This is a genomic window from Streptomyces sp. cg35 (assembly GCF_050410835.1).
GTDB lineage: Bacteria > Actinomycetota > Actinomycetes > Streptomycetales > Streptomycetaceae > Streptomyces.
Map to the genome: position 1 here is coordinate 8,455,413 of NZ_CP191268.1, position 19,364 is coordinate 8,474,776.

Here is a 19,364-nt window from a genome sequence, read left to right on the forward strand (position 1 = left end):
CGGCGCGGGGGCATGGACAGATCGGACCGGCGGCGGAGTGCTTTGTGGTGGTGGCGGGGCAAGGGCGCGGCACGGCGCCGGGGGCGGCGCGTGCGCGGTCAGCCCTTGAGGCTTCCGGCGGTCAGGCCCGCCATGATGCTGCGCTGGAAGAAGAAGAACACGATGATCATCGGGATGCTCGCGATCACGAGTCCGGCCATGATCTGGTTCTGCGTCACCGCGCCCGCGGTCTGGGACAGGCCCACGCTGATCGTCATCTTGTCGCTGTCGGGCAGGACGAGCAGCGGCCAGACGAAGTCCTTGAAGACCAGGACGACGGTGAAGATGGACACCACCCCGAGGATGGGGCGCGAGATCGGCAGGATGATCGACACGAGGACGCGCCACGGGGGCACGCCGTCGATCTCGGCCGCTTCGAGGATCTCGTTCGGAATGGAGTCGAAGAAGCGCTTCAGAAGGAAGATGTTGAAGCCGTTGGCGGCGACCGGGAACCAGATCGCCCAGGGCGAGTTGAGCAGGTGCCAGCCGAAGATCGGCACGTCGGTCACCGTGATGTACGCCGGGATCATCACGACGATCGGCGGGATCATCAGGGTGGCGAGCATGCCCGCCAGGATCACGTTCCCGAACATCGGCCGCAGCTTGGACAGCGCGTACGCGGCGCAGACGTCCACGGCGAGGGCGAAGAGCCAGGCGCCGACGGCGTAGAGCAGCGTGTTCTTCAGCAGCGTCCCGATGTCGAAGAGCTCCCACGCGTCGGCGAAGACGCCGAAGTCGGGCGACTTGGGGAACAGGGTGGGCGGCATCTGGGCGATCTCCTCGCCCGTCTTCATCGCCCCGGTGACCATCCAGTACAGGGGGAACACGAAGACCAGGGTGAACCCGATCAGGACGGTCGCCAGCAGCGTCCAGTAGATCTTGCGGCCCCAGCGGGACTTCAGCTCCAGCGGCGAGACGATGGTCCTGGAGTGGCCTTCGGCCCAGGCGCCACGGCGCTTCTTGCGCTGGGCGTGCCGTGCGGGCGGAGCCGGCGGCCGGGTCCCCCGCTCCGTGTCGGGGCGGGCGGTGGTGTTCACCATGGCCTACTTCTCCTCTCGGGTCAGCCGGAGCTGAACCGCGGCGACCGCCAGCAGGACGATCATGAGCATCAGGCCGAGCGCGCTGCCGGCCCCGTAGTTGCCGCCGTAGACGAAGGCGTACTGGTACATCAGGTAGACGACCGTGACCGTCGCGTTCTCCGGGCCGCCGCCGGTGAGCATGTACGGCTCGATGAACACCTGCATCGTGGCGACGAGTTGCAGCATGAGCATCAGCAGCAGGATCAGCCGCGTCTGCGGGATCGTGACGTGCCAGATCCGCTTGAGGATGCCGGCGCCGTCCAGCTCCGCCGCCTCGTACAGGTCACCGGGGATGTTCTGCAGGGCGGCGAGGTAGATGAGCACCCCGGACCCGAGGTTCATCCAGGTGGAGACGATCACCAGCGAGATCAGTGCGGTGCTGGTGGAGTCGAGCCACGACAGCGTCGGCAGGCCGACGAAGTCGAGGACCTGGTTGAACAGGCCGGGTCCGGGATCGTAGAACCAGCGGAACAACAGGACCGACACGATCGGCGGCAGCATCACGGGCAGATACACCACGAACCGCAGATACGACCGGGCGTGCCGCAGTTCGTTGAGCACGATCGCGACGACGAAAGGCACCAGGTAGCCGCAGAGCAGGGCGAGCAGCGTGAAGACCAGCGTGTTGCGCCAGGCCTGGCCGAACGCCGGATCGTCCACCACCGTACGGAAGTTGTCCAGGCCCACCCATGTCGGGTCGTCGACCAGGTTGGTCTGCTGGAAGCTGAGAAGGACTTCCTTGACGATCGGCCACCACGCGAACATGGCGAAGCAGAACAACGCGGCGCACAGAAAGCCGTAGGCGCTGAGGTTTCTCCGTGCGGCCCGGCGCCGCTTGGACGGTGGCCGACGGCGCGGCGCCGCCTGCCGCTGCCGCTTCGGCTCCAAGGTGAGTGTTTCCATCGTGATCTCCCGTTCCCGGCTCCCGCTGGACGCGGGGGCCGACGCGGGGTGCCGCGGCTGTGAACGGCACCCCGGGACCGTAGCCGTCAGCCCTTGGACAGAATCGAATTGGCCTTGGACTCGGCGTCCGAGAGCAGCTTGTCGATGTCGGCGTTCTCGCGGGTCAGCACCGCGGACATGGGAACGTCGAGCACCGCGTACAGCTCCTGGGCCTTCTCCGGCTCCAGCTTGGGAGTGATCGTGGCGGCTTCCTTGACGTAGGGCTCGTAGTTCGCGACCGGGAGGACGGCGTTCTTCGCGCGCTCCTCGGCGATGGCCTTGCCGGTCGCGGAGTTGCCCATGTAGTCGTTGTTGGGCACGCCGACGGCCTCACCGTTGGCCTTGCCGCGGGCGAAGTCGAAGCGGCCCTTGCCCGGCGTGTTGAACTCGAAGTCGATCCACTGCAGCGCCGCCTTGGTCTGGGCCGCGCTCGCCTTGGGGTTGATCATGTAGGCCTCGCCGCCGGTCAGCGACGCGGTGCCGTCCGGTATCGCGGCGATGCCGTAGTCGTCGGCCTTGCCCTGGAACTTCTGGATGACATCGGAGACGACGTCCGGAGCGCCGAGCATCATGCCCGTCTTGCCGGCGCCCATCTGCTGCATCAGCGACTCCCAGCCGATGAGCACCTTGCTGCCGGTGCTCTTGTCCTTCCACCGCATGTCGTGGAGGGTCTGCAGCACGGCCTTGCCCTCGTCGCTGTTGAAGGCGGCCTTGCCGTCGGTGACCATCTCGCCGCCGCGGCTGAAGAGCGCCTGCGCGAAGTGCCAGCCGCCGGTGTTGCCGCCGCCGTACTCGCCGTACCCGACGTAGCCGTCGCCGAGGCCGGCGATCTTCTTCGCCGCGGACCGGACCTCGTCCCAGGTCTTCGGCGGATTGTCCGGGTCGAGCCCGGCCTTCTTGAACAGCGCGCGGTTGTAGACCAGGCCGACGCTGTAGCTGACGTTGGGAATGCCGTAGACCTTGCCGTCCTTGGTGACCATGTCCCGGACGTCCTGCTTGATGTCGTCGAAGTTCTTCACCGCGCCCGTCTGGCCGGTGATGTCCTTGGCCTGCTTCTTGGCGATGACGTCGGCGTAGTTGGTGACCGGCACGACGAAGACGGTCTCCATCTGACCGCCCGCCAGCTTCGCGGCGAAGGTCTTCGGGTCGAAGCACGGCTGCTGGTCGGTGCTCTTGACCTTCACGCCCGGGTGGGCCTTCTCGAACGTGGCGACGTCCTCGTCCCATGCCTTGCGGATCTTGGGGGCGGTCTTCGCCGGCTGACATGCCACAGTGATCGTGACGTCGCCTCCGGCGTCCGAGCCGGACGTGTCACCGCCGCAGGCCGTGGCGGTGAGTGCGAGACCTGTCGTCAGAAGGATCGCGAGGTTACGGGGCTTCATTACGGCTCCTCTAGGGGTGATGCCCAAGCACTGCCCTGATGGGTGCCGTCACGATAGGACGACGCACAGATGCACGCAAGATTCCGATTCAAATTTGCAAGATTACGACTGCGTCACGACGGTTCAACGGTGGTGGATCGTCGGGCGCCCTTCATGCCGCACCTCGGATGCGCGTGATGCACCCTGCGCCAGTGGTGACTACGAGGTACGGGAGGGATGACGTCAGGGAACGCCCTGACGGTGCCGCATCCCGGGCGGTCGGCTGAAAGTTCCGTAAGGCTGTCAATTAATTGCAATACTTGGCCGACATCTTGTGCTCACATGGCGGCAATGCTTGAGTGATCCCAGCCCGGCGGCCGTGCCGTGAGCGGGGCGCCGAGACGGCGACGCGCACGGCTGCGGGCAGCGCAGCGCGGGGCGCGCGGGCCGTCGGGCCCGAGCGGTCACCGCCCCGCCCCCCCACATGAGGAAGGTGCACCCGCAGATGAATCGAACTGTCATGCACGCGTCACGAACGAGAGTCGTGCGGAGTTCGTACGTCCTCACTGTCGCGATCGCTCTCGTGGGCTCCGTCGTGGGCGTCATCGGCCCGGCCCACGCCCAACAGGCCCCGGAACCCAGGGCGGCGGCCGCGGGCGCCACCCTTCCCTTCACGTCCGTAGAGGCCGAGTCCGCCGCCACCACCGGCCAGAAGACCGGCCCCGATCACACCCAGGGCACGGTCGCCTCCGAGGCCTCGGGGCGGCAGGCCGTACGCCTGAACTCCGGCCAGAACGTCGAGTTCACCCTCACCGCGGCGGCCAACGCCGTGAACGTCGCCTACAACGTGCCCGACGGACAGTCGGGGTCACTCGCCGTCTACGTCAACGGCACCAAGCTCGACGCCTCCCTCCCTGTCACCTCCAAGTACAGCTACGTGGACACGAGCTGGATCGTCGGTTCCAAGACGCACCACTTCTTCGACAACGCGCGACTGCTGCTCGGCCGGGACCTGAAGGCGGGGGACAAGGTGCGCCTGGAGGCCACCTCCACCCAGGTCACCGTCGACGTCGCCGACTTCGAACAGGTCGCGGCAGCGGCCGGGCAGCCGGCCGGTTCGGTCTCCGTCGTCGACAAGGGGGCCGACCTCACCGGACAGCAGGACTCCACCCAGGCCTTCCGGGACGCGATCGCCGCGGCCAAGGGCAGCGGCGGCACGGTCTGGGTCCCGCCCGGCGACTTCAAGCTGGGCTCCGAGCTCAGCGGCGTCGAGAACGTGACGATCCAGGGCGCCGGCAGCTGGTATTCGCGTGTGCACTCCTCACGCTTCATCAATCAGACCGGCTCGGCGGGCAAGGTCCACCTCAAGGACTTCGCGGTGCTCGGCGAGGTGACCGAGCGCGTCGACAGCGCCCCGGACAACTTCGTCAACGGCTCGCTCGGCCCCGGCTCGTCCGTCTCCGGCATGCTGATCCAGCACATGAAGTGCGGCTTCTGGCTCACCGGCAACAACGACGACCTCGTCGTCGAGAACAACCGCATCCTCGACACCACGGCCGACGGACTCAACCTCAACGGCAACGCCAAGGGCGTGACCGTGCGCAACAACTTCCTGCGCAACCAGGGCGACGACTCCCTGGCCATGTGGGCCCTCAACGCCACCAACAGCAACGACACCTTCGCGAACAACACCATCTCGCAGCCCAACCTCGCCAACGGTATCGCCGTCTACGGCGGTCAGGACATCACCGTCAAGGACAACCTGATCCAGGACACCAACGCCCTGGGCAGCGGCATCGCGATCTCCAACCAGAAGTTCGCGGACCCGTTCTTCCCGCTCGCCGGGACCATCACGGTCTCCGGGAACAGACTCGTGCGCACCGGCGCCCTGAACCCCAACTGGGGTCACCCGATGGGAGCGCTGCGCGTGGACGCGTACGACAGCGCCATCGAGGCGAACGTCGCCATCACCGGAACCACCATCGAGGACAGCCCGTACAGCGCCTACGAGTTCGTCTCGGGCAGCGGCACCGGCAAGGCCGTCAAGAACGTCACCGTCGACGGAGGGGCGGTGACCGGCGTCGGCACGGTCGTCGTCCAGGCGGAGACGCCGGGCGCGGCGAGGTTCAGCGACGTACGGGCCACCGGAGTCGGCGCGGCCGGCGTGTACAACTGCCCCTACCCGAACGGCGCGGGCGCCTTCACGCTCACCGACGGCGGCGGCAACTCCGGCTGGGACAGTGCCTGGGACGACTGCTCGGCCTGGCCGGAGCCGGGCGACGGCACGCCCGCGCAACCCGACCCGGACCGCAACCTCGCCAAGGGCCGTGCCGCGACCGCCACCGGTTCCACCGACGTGTACACGCCCGGCAAGGCGGTCGACGGCGACGCGAACACGTACTGGGAATCCGCGAACAACGCCTTCCCGCAGGCGATCACCACGGACCTCGGATCGGCGCAGGCCGTCCGGCGCGTCGTCCTGAAGCTGCCGCCCTCGGCCGCCTGGGAGGCCAGGACCCAGACGCTCTCCGTCCAGGGGAGCACGGACGGCTCGTCGTTCAGCACGCTCGCCGCCTCGAAGGCGTACCGCTTCGACCCGGCGACCGGCAACACGGTGACCGTCACGCTCCCGGACCCGTCTCCCTCGACGCGCTACCTGCGGGTTCACGTGACCGCCAACACGGCGTGGCCCGCCGCCCAGTTCAGTGAGGTGGAGGCGTACCTGAACTGAACCGCCGGAGACGCCCGTCGCCTTCCCCGACGGGCGTCTCCGCAGCAGCGACATCACGGCGCCCCACCCCCACAGAGCCGTACATCCCCCCACACGAAAGGGAATGTCATGCGCACAACAAATCGAAAACGCCGTCGGCGCGGAGCCTGGCGCCCCGCACTCGCCGTCGTCCTCGGCACGGGCCTGATGCTGTCCAGCTGGCAGGCGGTGTCGGCGCAGGAGGCTCCTGCCGACGGCCCGCTCGCCGTACACCTGACCGGCCAGGACGCGGCCCGCGCCCAGGACGGCGACCCGGACACGTACGCCACGGGCAACAGCAAGGGCTGGGTCACGGCGGACCTCGGCGCGACCCGGCGCCTGGACCGGGCCGACGTCCTGCTGTCCGGCGCGGCGCAGACCGTGCGGCTCGAAGGCTCCGTCAACGGGCAGGACTTCACCGAGCTGTCCGACCTCAAGGCCCGCCACGGGAAGATCACCTTCACGCTGGACGGGGCCGCGGTCCGCTATCTGCGCGTCACCGGCGCCAAGAAGGTGGGCGAACTGGCGGTGTACGCGGCGCGTTCGGGCGACGCGGCGCCGCCCCCGACCCCGTCCGGCACGGCGCTCAAGGGCTCCACGCTGAGCTGGCACCGGACCGTCGGCGCCACCGCCTATGACGTGTACGCCGACGGTGAGCTGCGTGCCAGTGTGCCCGCCCGCACCTTGAGCTGGACGGACACATCGCCGCAGGGGCCGAAGGCCGACAAGGTGACCTACGCGGTGCGGGCCCGGGACGCCGCAGGCAACCAGTCCCCGGACAGCCGCGCCGTCACCCGCACCCTCGCGGCGGGGTCCGCGGCGCGCGGCGACGCCGCGTTCACCCCGCCCAGAAGCGGTGCGGCGACGGCGGACAAGCGCACGGCCGCGCGGGCCGGCGCCGCCGCGAGCGGTGCCGACACGCCCTACTCCACCGTCGAGGCCGAGTCCGCCACCGCGGGCGGCGGCGCGCAGGTCGTCGGGCCCGACCGGACGGTCGGGGACCTGGCCGGAGAGGCGTCCGGGCGCAAGGCCGTGACGCTCAGGGAGACCGGCCAGTACGTCGAGTTCACCGCCCCGGTCGAGACCAACACACTGGTCACCCGGTTCTCGGTCCCGGACGGCACGGACACCACGCTCAACGTGTACGTCGACGGCGAGAAGACCACCGCGCTCGACCTGACGTCCACGTACTCCTGGCTGTACGGCGCGGAGACATCGCCCGGCAACGACCCGGGCGCGGGCGCGCCCCGGCACATCTACGACGAGGCCCATGTCGACCTGGGCCGCACCGTCCCGGCGGGCACGAAGATCCGGCTGCAGAAGGACGGCGACAACTCCTCGACGTACGCGATCGACTTCGCCGACTTCGAGAAGGCCACGGCGGCGCCCAACCCGGACCCCGAGGCGTACGTGGAGCCGTCCGGCACCGGCCAGCAGGCCGTCCAGGACGCGCTCGACAAGGCGCGGATGGACACCACGGGGAAGATCCAGGGCGTCTATCTGCCGGCGGGCGACTACGAGACGTCCAGCAAGTTCCAGGTCTACGGCAAGCCCGTGAAGGTGATCGGCGCCGGGCCGTGGTTCACCCGCTTCCACGCCCCGGCCGGGCAGCAGAACACCGACATCGGCATCCGGGCCGACCAGGGCGCGAACGGCTCGGTCTTCTCCGGCTTCGCCTACTTCGGCAACTACACCTCGCGCATCGACGGCCCGGGCAAGGTCTTCGACTTCCAGAACGTCTCCGGCGTCACCATCGAGAACATCTGGGCCGAGCACACGGTCTGCCTCTACTGGGGCACGAACACCGACAACATGACGCTGCGGAACAACCGCATCCGCAACACCTTCGCGGACGGCGTCAACATGACCAACGGTTCCTCCGGGAACCTGGTCGCCGACACGGAGACCCGCGCCACCGGCGACGACTCCTTCGCCCTGTTCGCCGCGACCGACTCGGGCGGCAGCGGCCAGACGGACAACGTCTTCGAGAACCTCACCAGCAAGCTGACGTGGCGGGCCGCGGGCCTCGCCGTGTACGGCGGTCAGCGCAACACCTTCCGCAACATCCACGTCGCCGACACACTCGTCTACTCCGGTGTCACCGTCTCCTCCCTGGACTTCGGCTACCCGATGGAAGGCTTCGGTCCCGAACCGACGACCTTCGAGGACATCACGGTCGATCGTGCCGGCGGCCACTTCTGGAACGGCCAGACCTTCCCGGGCATCTGGATGTTCTCCGCGTCGAAGGCGTTCCAGGCGATCCGGATGAACAACGTCAGCATCAGCGACCCGACGTACCACGGCGTCATGTTCCAGACGAACTACGTGGGCGGCCAGGCGCAGAACCCGGTGCGGGACACGGTGCTGTCGAACGTCACGATCTCCGGCGCGAAGAAGTCCGGTGACGAGTACGACGCGAAGTCCGGCTTCGGCATCTGGGCCAACGAGCTGCCCGAACAGGGCCAGGGCCCGGCGGTCGGCGAGGTCACCTTCAAGGGGCTCACGCTCACGGACAACGCCGAGGACGTCCGCAACACCACCTCCACCTTCAAGATCAACACGGAGTGACGCCCCCTCCCGGCCACACCCGTATCCCCCCACTCACCCGGAGGACGCCATGAGGCGGAAACACCCTGCGCGACGACGACCGCAGCGCACCAGAAGACTGATCACCATGGCACTCGGCGCCGGACTGGCGGCCTCGGTGCTCGTGCCCGTGACCGCCCACGCCGAGGGCACCGTGAAGGACGCCGAGGTGTCCGCGCGGGCCGATGCCGAGGCGCGCGGCGCGGATGTGCCGTACGCCGAGTACGAGGCCGAGGACGGCACGTACGACGGCACACTCCTGGAGTCCGACGCCGAGCGGACCTTCGGGCACACGAACTTCGCGACCGAGTCATCGGGCCGCAAGTCGGTGCGCCTCAACTCGACCGGCCAATATGTGGAGTTCACCTCGAAGAGCCCGACGAACTCGATCGTCGTGCGCAACTCCATCCCGGACGCGCCGAGCGGTGGCGGCCAGGACAAGACGCTGAGTCTGTACGCGGACGGCACGTTCGTGCAGAAGCTGGACCTCTCGTCGAAGCACAGCTGGCTCTACGGCAGCACCGACGACCCGGAGGGCCTGACCAACACCCCGGGCGGTGACGCCCGGCGTCTCTTCGACGAGACGCACGCCCTCCTGAAGGATTCGTACCCGGCGGGCACCACCTTCCGGCTGCAGCGCGACACGGACGACGACGCCGCGTACTACGTCGTCGATCTGATCGACCTGGAGCAGGTGGCGCCGCCCGCGGACAAGCCGGCCGAGTGCACGTCGATCACCGACTACGGCGCGGTCCCGGACGACGGAAAGGACGACGCGGCAGCGATTCAGAAGGCGGTGACCGCCGACCAGAACGGTGACATCGACTGCGTGTGGATCCCGGCGGGGCAGTGGCGCCAGGAAGCGAAGATCCTCACCGACGATCCGCAGGACCGGGGGCAGTACAACCAGGTGGGCATCCGTGACGTGACGATCCGCGGCGCCGGCATGTGGCACTCGCAGCTGTACTCGCTGATCGCGCCGCAGAACGCGGGCGGCATCAACCATCCGCACGAGGGCAACTTCGGCTTCGACATCGACGACAACACCAAGATCTCCGACATCGCGATCTTCGGCTCCGGCACGATCCGCGGCGGCGACGGCAACGCCGAGGGAGGTGTGGGCCTGAACGGTCGCTTCGGCAAGGACACGAAGATCACCAACGTCTGGATCGAGCACGCGAATGTCGGCGTGTGGGTCGGCCGCGACTACTCCAACATCCCGGAGCTGTGGGGGCCCGGCGACGGCCTGGAGTTCAGCGGCATGCGCATCCGTGACACGTATGCCGACGGCGTCAACTTCACCAACGGCACGCGCAACTCGACCGTCGTCGACTCGTCCTTCCGTACCACCGGGGACGACGCGCTGGCGGTGTGGGCGAACAAGTACGTGAAGGACACGTCGGTCGACGTCGGCCACGACAACCACTTCCGCAACAACACGGTGCAGTTGCCGTGGCGGGCCAACGGCGTTGCGGTGTACGGGGGGTACGGCAACACCATCGAGAACAACCTGATCTCGGACACCATGAACTACCCCGGGATCATGCTCGCCACCGACCACGACCCGCTGCCGTTCTCCGGCACGACCCTGATCGCCAACAACGGCCTGTACCGCACCGGCGGAGCCTTCTGGAACGAGGACCAGGAGTTCGGTGCCATCACCCTGTTCGCGCAGGGGCAGGACATTCCCGGTGTCACGATGCGCGACACCGACATCCAGGACTCGACGTACGACGGCATTCAGTTCAAGACGGGCGGCGGCGCCATGCCCGACGTGAAGATCAGCGACGTGACGATCTCCAAGTCGAACAACGGCTCCGGCATCCTCGCGATGAGCGGCGCACGCGGCAGCGCCACCCTGTCCGACGTGACGATCGCCGACTCGCGCGACGGGGACGTCCTGACCGAACCCGGCTCGCAGTTCGTCATCAACGGCGGCACTGCGAAGCGGGCCCGCTGAGGACCTGCCTCTGGCCGTAGCACCAGGCCGCCCGGATCCGGCGTACCGGATCCGGGCGGCCTGTGTGTGCCCGGTCCGCCGAGTCAGCCGCTGCTGGGTGCGCGGTGCGGCCCCATCTCGCCCAGCACCGCGCCGAGTTGGTCGGGGGTGAGCGCGGGGGAGGGGAGCGGTGACGGAGTGGACGTGGCGCGCAGGCTGTCGAGGAACAGGGTGAGGGGGCGGCGCCAGGCGTCGGCGGTGGTCGCGGTCGTCAGGGCCGGGACGGCGCGGCCGAGGGCGGCCAGCGCGAAGAGGACGTCCTCGGCGGCCACGTCGGGGCGGACGGTGCCCTGCTCCCGGCCGCGTTCCAGGAGCAGCTCCAGCGTGCGGCGATTGTGCGCGTGGACGGCTTCCAGGGCGTCGATGCCGCGCAGGGGTGTGGTCATGAGGTCATTGGTGCCGCGGTCCGTGGCGAGCACGGTGAAGACCGCGTCGAGATAGGCGGTCAGTCCCGCCCAGGCGTCCTCGGAGTTCCGGGCCTGCTCGCCCGCGGTCATCGTGTCGCTCAGCGGTGCGCGGAAGACCGCGTCGACGAGTGCGACACGGGTGGGGAAGTGGCGGTAGAGCGTCGCGTTGCCCACACCTGCCCTGCGGGCGATGACATCGAGCGGCGCTTCGAGCCCCTGCTCGCGGAACACTTGGTGAGCGGCCTCGACCAGGAGCTCCCGGTTACGGCGTGCGTCGCGTCGGCGTGGGGGTGTCCCGGGGTCTGCGCCGGCGGCCATCGTCGGACTCCCTCATGCTCCGTGTCGGTAACTGGGGAGTGCACCCCGGAAGGGATGCTATCGTCCGTCCATTAAGTGGGGAGTGCTCCCCACTTAATGGTGGGGAGGGCGGGCCTTGGACGGGACGGCGCTGGTGCTCGGTGTGGGGGACCGGTCGGCGGCGCCTGGCTGGTCGGGGTGCTGGCCGGGCTGGCGGACGGCGGCGTCGACCCGGCACGGACCGACACGATCTTCGGCGCGTCGGCGGGCGCGAATCGGCAGCCGCCTCGCGGAGGGGCACTCGCCGCGAGCGTGACGCCGGATCGGGCCGCCCGCCGCGCCATGGGGCGGAACATGACCGCGAACCACCGCCGGGCGGCCGCCGCCCGCGCCGGCCACGTCCAGGGCGCGGCCCTTGCCGACGAGGTGGCCGGCCTGTTGTAGGGCTGATGGTCCGTCAACTCTGTTGCGTCAGGGCCCTCGTGGTGCCGCCACCTCCAGATCTCGCCGGAGCCACCTCCGCCCGGCGCGCGGCCGTGACCATGCCCGTGCCCTCCCGCCGGCTTCTGCGGCGGGAGGGCACGGGGCGAGGCGGCGGATCGTCTACCGGTCGTCGTCGCGCAGGGAGTCGCGGGCGCCCTCGGCCTTGTCGCGGGCCCGGTCGGCGACATCCTTGACCTTGCTCTTGGCCTGGTCGACCTGGCCCTCGGTCTCCATGCGCTCGTTGCCGGTGGCCTTGCCGAGCATCTCCTTGGCCTTGCCCTTCGCCTTGTCCATGGCGCTGTCGCCCATGTCTGCTCCTCGGTCGGTGAGCGGGTGTGCCTGTCACGCTAAGAGGGGTGCGCGCGAGCCGCATCCTGAGCGGCCGCGGGCCTGGTCGGAAGGCCGCGCGACGCGCTGGCGGGCCCGGCCGAGCGGCCGGGCCCGCCTGATGGCCCCGTGAGGTCGTGAGTCCGTCAGTGCCGCGGTCCCTGCCCGGGACCGGACTTGCCCTCACCCGGCATGGCCTCGCGGTCCGCCTTGGGGTTGTCGAACTCGATCTTCTCCTTGCGCACCGTGTCGGAGACCTCGCGCGTCTCGGTGACCTTCTCGGTCTCGAGGCGGACGCGCTCCACCGGGACGGTCTCCTTGCGGACCACCGGCTTCTCGGCGTGCAGCACGACCTCGGTCTCCGCCTCGCTGATCGAGGCCCGCTTCACGTCGCCCTCGCGGATCGGCTCCCGTACGACGCGGACCTCCTCGTGCGACAGGGGCACCGAGGTCGTGACGTTCTCCGTCTCGACCACCTTGCGCAGGTGGGCGCGGCCGACCTCTTCCTCCTCGGTGCCGACCCGCAGCCGCTCCTCGGAGCGGATGAGCTCGTCCGCCTTGCCGTCGGGGCCCGCCGCGGAGCGCAGCGCCGGCTCCCGCGCACCGGCGTGCCGGCCGTGCGCCTCACCGCTCAGACCCGCACCCGCGGCGCCGGCGGCCATGCCGCTCGCACTCGCGCGCTGAGCGTCGGGGGCGGACGGGCGCTCCGCACGGGGCGCGGCGGCGGGGGACGTCGCGGGCTTGCTGAGACCGTAGTGCGCGTACAGCTCCTGCTCGTCGGTCTGGTCCAGGTGCTGGTCGGCGTCGACACGCGGCGCGTCCTTGACGGCTTCCTTGGTGTACATCACCCGGAGCGTGTCGTCCTTGCGGCTGGCGCCGGCCAGCGGCACGAAGCTCTCCTTCATGCCGAAGAGGCCGGTCTTCACCGTCACCCAGTCGGGTTGGCCGGTCGTGTCGTCGAGGTAGACCCGCTCGACGCTGCCGATCTTCTCCCCGGTGCGGTCGTACGCGGTGAGCCCGACGATGGCATCAGGGGTGCTGAAGGTCTCGCCCTGCGTCATGCGTGATCACTCCCTCCGGAACATGGCGCGGCTGGGTTGGCCGCTGCGATGGCCATGTGCCTCACAGCCATCGCAGCGGCCTCACGGTGAGCCGTGCAACAAGGGGTCTCACTGGCAGTAGCCGGAACGCCCGGCGGAATGCCTTCTTGCCGTGCGACGGGGGAGCTCCGGCAGGGTTCAGGGGGCCGCGGCCGGGGGCGGCCATTCGGGTGAATGGTTGGGGTTTGCCACTCCGGTGTGCGACGCGTTCGTCCTGAGGGTGCGCGTGGTGGGTGCGCTCAGCTCGTGAGGCCGCGCTCCAGTTCCCGCTTGAGGTTGCGCAGGGTCGCCTCGATGTTGCGTGCCTGGAACGCGGCGAACGTCCTGCCGGAGGTCACGATCCGGTCGAAGGCGTTCGCCGCGAACGTCGGCCAGGCGCGACGGTCGTCGGTCCAGGTCTCCGTCACGAGAGTCCCCTCGTCGACCTGCTCGAACCGGTACTCCCACGTGGCGATCGGGGCGCGCAGCAGCGGCCGCTTGACTCCGATCGCGTGAACGCGGAACGCGAACGCGTGGCCCGGCCGGGCCACCGTGACCGTGCACCGGGTCACCCACCGGAACGGTCCGCGCTTGTTGCGCCCCACGAACGTGGTGCCCTCGGCGGCCGGCCCGGTCGGCGAGTCGGGCGTCGTGCCACGGTTCTCCGGGCTCCAGCGGCCCATGTCCTCGGGGCGGCTTACGGCCGCGTAGGCGTCATCGGGGGACACGCCGACGGTGATGCTGTTGCTCACGGTGAACACGCGTGCCACGGGGATCCCTCTCGACCGACAACGAAGCTACTGCTCAGTAGGATCATGGCACGCGAGCACCGTCACGGGTACCGGGATCCGGTGGCGGGTCCTGGGAGGGTGTGTGAGGAAGCGGCGGACGCGCCGGCGGTCGTCACGCGAGCGTGGCGGCCCCATGAAGAGGGCATTGCAGCACGGTGTCGGGCAACTTCCTTCTCTTGACCGGGACTTGGTGCGTGGATAGCTTCGGCGGCATGTGGATCATCCAGCGGTTCCGGAAGCGGCGGGCCATCGATCTGATGCGCGTCGCCACCGCCGTGTGTAGCTGACCTCTCGTCCGCGTCGAGCCGACGGCTCCGCGTCCTGCCGCACCGCTCCCCGCCCCGCATCCCTGCTCGCGCCTCCTGCCGCCGCCCTGCGCGGAGGCGTGCCCCTCGCCCTGTGAAGGCACGAATGACTCCACGTACCGTCATGCCCGTTTCCTCGCGCGTCGGCGCTGTCACCGCCGTATCCCTTCTGCTGGCCTCGTGCGCGAACACCGCACAGTCCACCGTGAGCAGTGCGAATCTCGCCGCGAAAAAGATCCCGGCCAAGGTCTCCGCGGACACCTCGCTCACCGTCGGTGCGCCTGATCTCAAAGTCGCACTCGAACTGTCGGGCCAGATCGACAAACTGCCCTTCAAAGTGAAGTGGGCCAACATCAGCGGTGGCCCGCAATGCTCCGAGGCGTTCCGGGCCGACGCGCTCGACATCTGCTCCGCCGCGGAGATCCCGTCCATCAACGCCCATTGGACGGGCCTGGACACCAAGCTGGTGGCGGCGAAATTCCGCAAGGACCCGACCACGTATCCGATCTACGAGCTGGGGATCGCCCCGGGCGCGCACATCAAGACCCTCGCCGACCTGCGCGGGAAGAAAATCGCCTACAGCCCCGGCCAGGCACAGGGAGCGCTCGTGCTGCGGATCCTGAAGAAGGCCGGCCTCACCCAGCAGGACGTCCACCTCGTCGAACTGGCCAGCACCGGCGACGTGTACCCCACCGCCCTCGGGAACCGGCAGGTGGACGCCGCGCCCATCGCCGACGTCAATATCAAGCGCTATCTGACGAAATACGGCAGGGACGGCGCCACGACCGTCAAGCACGGTCTCCGTGACGACCCCGGGCATTTGTGGGCGCTCACCGATTCCGTGAGCGACGCGCAGAAATCCGCCGCCGTCAGGGAACTCATCAAGTTCTGGGCGCGCGCACAGCTCTGGGTCGACGAACACCCCCGGCAATGGATCGACGGGTACTACGTCAAGGACCAGGGGCTGAGCCGGGCCGACGGCAAGTACCTCGTGAAAAGGTCCGGCCACCCGGACTTTCCCGCCGACTGGACCCGGGCCATCGCGCGCCAGCAGCAGACCGTCGACCTGCTGGCGAAAGAACAGAAGCACAAGGCCTTCGACGCCGAGACCCTCTTCGACCGCCGCTACGAGCGCGTCGCCGCCGACGCCATAGCCGGTGAAGGGAAGGCGTCATGAGCACCACGGCCTTCGAACAGCGAGCGGCGGCCGGCACCACGACGGCGCCCGACGAAACCGCCGGCTCCTCCCGCCCCCGCCCGAGGACACGCAAGAGGCTGGGCCCGGGCCGCCCCGTCCCCTTCGGCTGGGCGCTCGGCCCCCTGCTGCTGCTCGCGGTCTGGGCGGCCGGCTCCGCCGCCGGACTCATCGACGCGCGCAGTCTGCCCGCCCCCTGGGTCATCGCCGGGACCGCGGGGGACCTCCTCGCCGACGGCCGGCTGCAGTCCCACTTCACGACCTCCGCCCAACGCGCCCTGCTCGGCCTGGCCTTCGGCACCGTCGCGGGGCTGCTGCTCGCCCTCGTCTCCGGCCTGAGCCGCATCGGGGAAGGACTCGTCGACGGACCGGTGCAGATCAAGCGGGCGATCCCCTCACTGGCGCTGATCCCGCTCCTCGTCCTGTGGTTCGGCATCGGCGAGACGATGAAAGTCGTCACGATCGCGCTCGGCGTCTTCGTCCCGATCTACATCCACACCCACAACGGACTGCGCACCATCGACAACCGCTACGCGGAACTGGCCGAGACCGTGCGGTTGAACAGGCTCCGGTTCATCCGCCATGTCGTGCTGCCGGGGGCCCTGCCCGGCTTCCTGCTGGGGCTGCGCTTCGGAGTGACCGCCGCCTGGCTGGCACTCGTCGTCGTCGAGCAGGTCAACGCCACCAGCGGCATCGGCTACATGATGGAACTCGCGCGGACCTACGGACAGACGGACGTCATCATCGTCGGCCTCGTCGTGTACGGACTCCTCGGACTCGTCTCCGACGCCCTCGTGCGGCTCGTGGAGAGGAGGGCCCTGTCATGGCGGCGGACGCTGGCGGGCTGACCGCGACCGAGGACCGCACGACGGTCCGCATCGCGCACCTGGTGCGCACACTCGGCGGACGCCGAGTGCTCGACGGACTCGAACTGAGCATCGCGCCCGGCGAGTTCGTGGCGCTCCTCGGGCGCAGCGGCTCCGGCAAGAGCACCCTGCTGCGCGCCCTCGCCCGCCTGGACCACGACGTGGCGGGCAGCGGAGAACTGTCCGCGCCGCAAGACGTGTCGGTGGTCTTCCAGGACGCCCGGCTGCTGCCGTGGAAGCGGCTCCTCGACAATGTCGTCCTCGGCCTGACCGGTCCGGACGCCGCACACCGGGGCCGCACCGCGCTCGCCGAAGTCGGCCTCGAAGGACGCGAGCGGGCCTGGCCCGTCGAGCTGTCCGGCGGGGAACAGCAGCGGGTGTCACTCGCCCGCTCCCTCGTCCGCGAACCCCGACTCCTGCTCGCCGACGAGCCGTTCGGGGCGCTCGACGCCCTCACGCGCATCCGGATGCACGCCCTGCTGCGGCAACTGTGCGAGCGCCACCGGCCCGCCGTGCTCCTGGTCACCCACGACGTCGACGAGGCGATCACCCTGGCCGACCGGGTGGCCGTCCTCGAAGAGGGCCGGATCGCGGTCGACATCCCGGTGGAGCTGCCCGCGCCGCGCCGCCACGGCAGTCCGGAGTACGCCGCCTTGCGGGACCGCCTGCTCGCACACCTCGGCGTGGAACCCGACGCGGAGGACAAGCCCGTGAGAACCGGCGCCGCCGCACCGAGCCTCCGGACGTCTTGAACGCCCCCCGTCCCAGGGCCACTTGCGCTCCGACATGACCACCAGCCGGCGGATTGCCACGCCGCACCCCTCCGAACTGCGATCGGAATCCTGATGAACCCGGAATTCCTCTGGTACATCCCCAACACTGTCGAACCGGGGCACCGCGGAGACGACACGACAGCGGGCTGGGGGTCCATCGAGTACTCGACCGAACTCGCCCGGACGGCAGAGGACCACGGCTGGGGCGGCGCCCTGCTCGGCACCGGTTGGGGCCGCCCGGACACCTTCACCGTGGCCACCGCCCTGGCCGCGCGCACCACGACGTTCAAGCCCTTGATCGCCGTGCGCCCCGGCTACTGGCAGCCCGCGAACTTCGCCGCCGCGGCCGCCACTCTCGACCAGCTCAGCCGCGGCCGTGTCCTCGTCAACATCGTCAGTGGCCTGGACAATCCGGCCGCCTACGGCGACACCACCGTCGACCCGCCCGCGCGCTACTCCCGTACTCAGGAGTTCCTGCACCTCGTGCGGCGCCTGTGGACCGAGGAGAACGTCACCTTCCACGGCGAGCACTTCCACGTCACCGGTTCGACGGTCGGGCCGCGCCCCTACGCCACCGACGCACGGGCGCATCCGACCCTGTATTTCGGAGGCGCGTCCGAGGCCGCCGAGCGCGTCTCGGCGGCAGAGGCCGATGTGCAGCTCTTCTGGGGCGAGCCCCTGGAGGGGATCGCCGAACGCATCGCCCGCCTGAAGGAGTTGAGCGAGCAGGAGGGACGCCGCCATGCGCCGCTGCAGTACGGGCTGCGCATCACCACCGTGGTGCGCGACACGACCGAGGACGCGTGGCGCGCGGCGGAGGAGAAGATCGCCAAGATGGCGGCCGACGCGGGCGAGATCGGCTCATGGCTGGGCAACCGCAGGGCGGCGGTCGGCCAGCAGCGCCTCCTCGACCTCGCCGAGCGGGGCGAAGTCCTCGACACCTGCCTGTACACCGCGCCGGGCAGGTTCGGCGGCGGTGGAGCGGCGACCACATGGCTGGTCGGCTCGCCCGACGACGTGGCTGCCGCACTCGACGCCTACCGAGCGCTCGGCATCACGCACTTCGTCCTGTCCGACACCCCCTACAGGCAGGAGACCCGCCGGATCGGCGACCAGCTCCTGCCCAGGCTGCGCCAGGCATGACACCTCCCGATGGGGCGGGCGCCCCTACGGCTCTCAGGGCGTGAGCATCCCGTCCTGCTCCACCAAGGGCGCTCCGTCGTGCCAGGGCAGGACCTTCCCGAAGCGGACCAACTCGCCGTGGAGAGCGGGATCGACGGACTCCGTGAGGACGATGCCGAGCACGGCCGCGGCGGCCCGGGCCGGCGTCTGGGCCTGGCTGAAGTCGCTGAACCAAGGGCGCGACGTGGCGGTGTCGACCATGCCGGGGCACACCGCGGCGATCAGGGTTCCGTCGGCGAGGTCCTGCGCGCGGCGCTCGGCGGCGACCGCGCGGACGGCGGCGACCTGGGCCACCTTCGACGGTACGTTCAGCCAGACCGGCCAGCCCGCCTCCTGTGCGCTTCCGTCGTGGACGGCGCCGCGCCACGATTCGACGGCGTACTCGACCTGGTCGAGGCTCGCTCCGTCGAACAGCCCGTGCAGCCGGGAGTCGAGGTGACCGAGCGTGCCCAGGCCGCTGGCCACCACGAGCAGCCGTCCGCCGGGCCGCAGAACCGGCCCGAAGGAACGCAGGACCGCGTGCGTGGCGGTGTTGGAGACGTCGATGAACTCGTCGGCCCGCGCCGCCTGCGACTCCCCGGGCAGCACACGCGCGACCGCGTTGGAGATGACGACGTCGACCCCTCCGTGCCGGGCGCGCAGCTCGTCGGCGAGGCGGGCGATGGCGTCGGTGTCCGTGACGTCCAGGACGCGGCCCTCGACCCGGGCACGCGTGCCCGACAGGGCGCCGACCTCGCGGGCGGCGTCCATGACGCGCCGGGGGTCGCGACCGGTCAGCAGGACCAGGTCGTCCGGATCCATGTGGGTCGCCAGCTGTTCGACGAGCGCCCGGCCGAGTCCTTGGTTGGCGCCCGTGACGAGGGCGATGCGGGAAGGCTTCATGCCTGCCACGGTAGAAATGCCC

The 19,364-nt window shown here is 69.7% G+C and carries 14 protein-coding genes and 2 pseudogenes; 8 read left to right on the forward strand and 8 right to left on the reverse strand.

Annotated elements, in window-relative coordinates; translation table 11 throughout:
* Nucleotides 1-98: 98 nt before the first annotated feature.
* The 3 genes from ACQUQD_RS38960 to ACQUQD_RS38970 all read right to left on the reverse strand — a co-directional run bounded on the left by ACQUQD_RS38960 (nt 99) and on the right by ACQUQD_RS38970 (nt 3,442).
* On the reverse strand, nt 99-1,079 hold the full coding sequence (locus ACQUQD_RS38960; protein WP_428956956.1) for a carbohydrate ABC transporter permease: 981 nt from the start codon (nt 1,077-1,079) through the stop codon (nt 99-101).
* Between the two features lie 3 nt (nt 1,080-1,082).
* Nucleotides 1,083-2,021 carry a carbohydrate ABC transporter permease gene (locus tag ACQUQD_RS38965; RefSeq protein WP_428956957.1) on the reverse strand — a complete coding sequence of 313 codons (939 nt, stop codon included), beginning with the start codon at nt 2,019-2,021 and terminating at the stop codon, nt 1,083-1,085.
* An 86-nt stretch (nt 2,022-2,107) separates the two neighbouring features.
* A complete protein-coding gene (locus ACQUQD_RS38970) occupies nt 2,108-3,442 on the reverse strand; it encodes an ABC transporter substrate-binding protein (RefSeq protein ID WP_428956958.1) in 1,335 nt (444 codons plus the stop codon).
* A gap of 499 nt (nt 3,443-3,941) precedes the next feature.
* Here ACQUQD_RS38970 and ACQUQD_RS38975 point away from each other — a divergent pair, with 499 nt between their 5' ends.
* The 4 genes and pseudogenes from ACQUQD_RS38975 (at nt 3,942) to ACQUQD_RS38990 (ending at nt 10,716) form a co-directional block, all read left to right on the forward strand.
* Nucleotides 3,942-6,152, forward strand: a complete 2,211-nt coding sequence (locus ACQUQD_RS38975) for a discoidin domain-containing protein (protein WP_428957764.1) — start codon at nt 3,942-3,944, stop codon at nt 6,150-6,152.
* A gap of 186 nt (nt 6,153-6,338) precedes the next feature.
* Nucleotides 6,339-6,668, forward strand: a pseudogene (locus ACQUQD_RS38980) (discoidin domain-containing protein); the annotation flags it as partial.
* A gap of 411 nt (nt 6,669-7,079) precedes the next feature.
* Nucleotides 7,080-8,738, forward strand: a pseudogene (locus tag ACQUQD_RS38985) (glycosyl hydrolase); the annotation flags it as partial.
* A gap of 226 nt (nt 8,739-8,964) precedes the next feature.
* The gene (locus ACQUQD_RS38990; RefSeq protein WP_428957765.1) at nt 8,965-10,716 is read left to right on the forward strand and encodes a glycosyl hydrolase family 28-related protein; all 1,752 of its coding nucleotides are present in this window, start codon (nt 8,965-8,967) and stop codon (nt 10,714-10,716) included.
* A gap of 83 nt (nt 10,717-10,799) precedes the next feature.
* Here the strand turns inward: ACQUQD_RS38990 and ACQUQD_RS38995 are convergent, their stop codons facing one another.
* From ACQUQD_RS38995 to ACQUQD_RS39010, 4 genes are all read right to left on the reverse strand, one after another.
* Nucleotides 10,800-11,480, reverse strand: a complete 681-nt coding sequence (locus tag ACQUQD_RS38995) for a TetR/AcrR family transcriptional regulator (RefSeq protein WP_428956959.1) — start codon at nt 11,478-11,480, stop codon at nt 10,800-10,802.
* A gap of 582 nt (nt 11,481-12,062) precedes the next feature.
* Nucleotides 12,063-12,251 (reverse strand): CsbD family protein, encoded by a 189-nt coding sequence (locus ACQUQD_RS39000; protein WP_428956960.1) that lies wholly within the window; start codon nt 12,249-12,251, stop codon nt 12,063-12,065.
* A 164-nt stretch (nt 12,252-12,415) separates the two neighbouring features.
* Nucleotides 12,416-13,330 carry a DUF2382 domain-containing protein gene (locus ACQUQD_RS39005; RefSeq protein ID WP_428956961.1) on the reverse strand — a complete coding sequence of 305 codons (915 nt, stop codon included), beginning with the start codon at nt 13,328-13,330 and terminating at the stop codon, nt 12,416-12,418.
* A gap of 278 nt (nt 13,331-13,608) precedes the next feature.
* Nucleotides 13,609-14,118 carry an SRPBCC family protein gene (locus tag ACQUQD_RS39010; protein ID WP_428956962.1) on the reverse strand — a complete coding sequence of 170 codons (510 nt, stop codon included), beginning with the start codon at nt 14,116-14,118 and terminating at the stop codon, nt 13,609-13,611.
* A gap of 531 nt (nt 14,119-14,649) precedes the next feature.
* Here ACQUQD_RS39010 and ACQUQD_RS39015 point away from each other — a divergent pair.
* The 4 genes from ACQUQD_RS39015 to ACQUQD_RS39030 all read left to right on the forward strand — a co-directional run bounded on the left by ACQUQD_RS39015 (nt 14,650) and on the right by ACQUQD_RS39030 (nt 18,421).
* Nucleotides 14,650-15,621 carry an ABC transporter substrate-binding protein gene (locus tag ACQUQD_RS39015; RefSeq protein WP_428956963.1) on the forward strand — a complete coding sequence of 324 codons (972 nt, stop codon included), beginning with the start codon at nt 14,650-14,652 and terminating at the stop codon, nt 15,619-15,621.
* Nucleotides 15,618-16,487, forward strand: a complete 870-nt coding sequence (locus ACQUQD_RS39020; RefSeq protein WP_428956964.1) for an ABC transporter permease — start codon at nt 15,618-15,620, stop codon at nt 16,485-16,487. Before ACQUQD_RS39015 ends, ACQUQD_RS39020 begins: the two co-directional genes overlap by 4 nt.
* Complete coding sequence (locus ACQUQD_RS39025; RefSeq protein WP_428956965.1) at nt 16,463-17,257, forward strand: ABC transporter ATP-binding protein; 795 nt, start codon at nt 16,463-16,465, stop codon at nt 17,255-17,257. The genes ACQUQD_RS39020 and ACQUQD_RS39025 overlap by 25 nt, the downstream gene beginning before the upstream one ends.
* 93 nt (nt 17,258-17,350) lie before the next feature.
* Entirely contained in the window at nt 17,351-18,421 is a 1,071-nt protein-coding gene (locus ACQUQD_RS39030; protein WP_428956966.1) for an LLM class flavin-dependent oxidoreductase, read from the forward strand.
* A gap of 33 nt (nt 18,422-18,454) precedes the next feature.
* Here the strand turns inward: ACQUQD_RS39030 and ACQUQD_RS39035 are convergent, their stop codons facing one another.
* Entirely contained in the window at nt 18,455-19,342 is an 888-nt protein-coding gene (locus tag ACQUQD_RS39035; RefSeq protein ID WP_428956967.1) for an SDR family NAD(P)-dependent oxidoreductase, read from the reverse strand.
* Between the last annotated feature and the right edge of the window lie 22 nt (nt 19,343-19,364).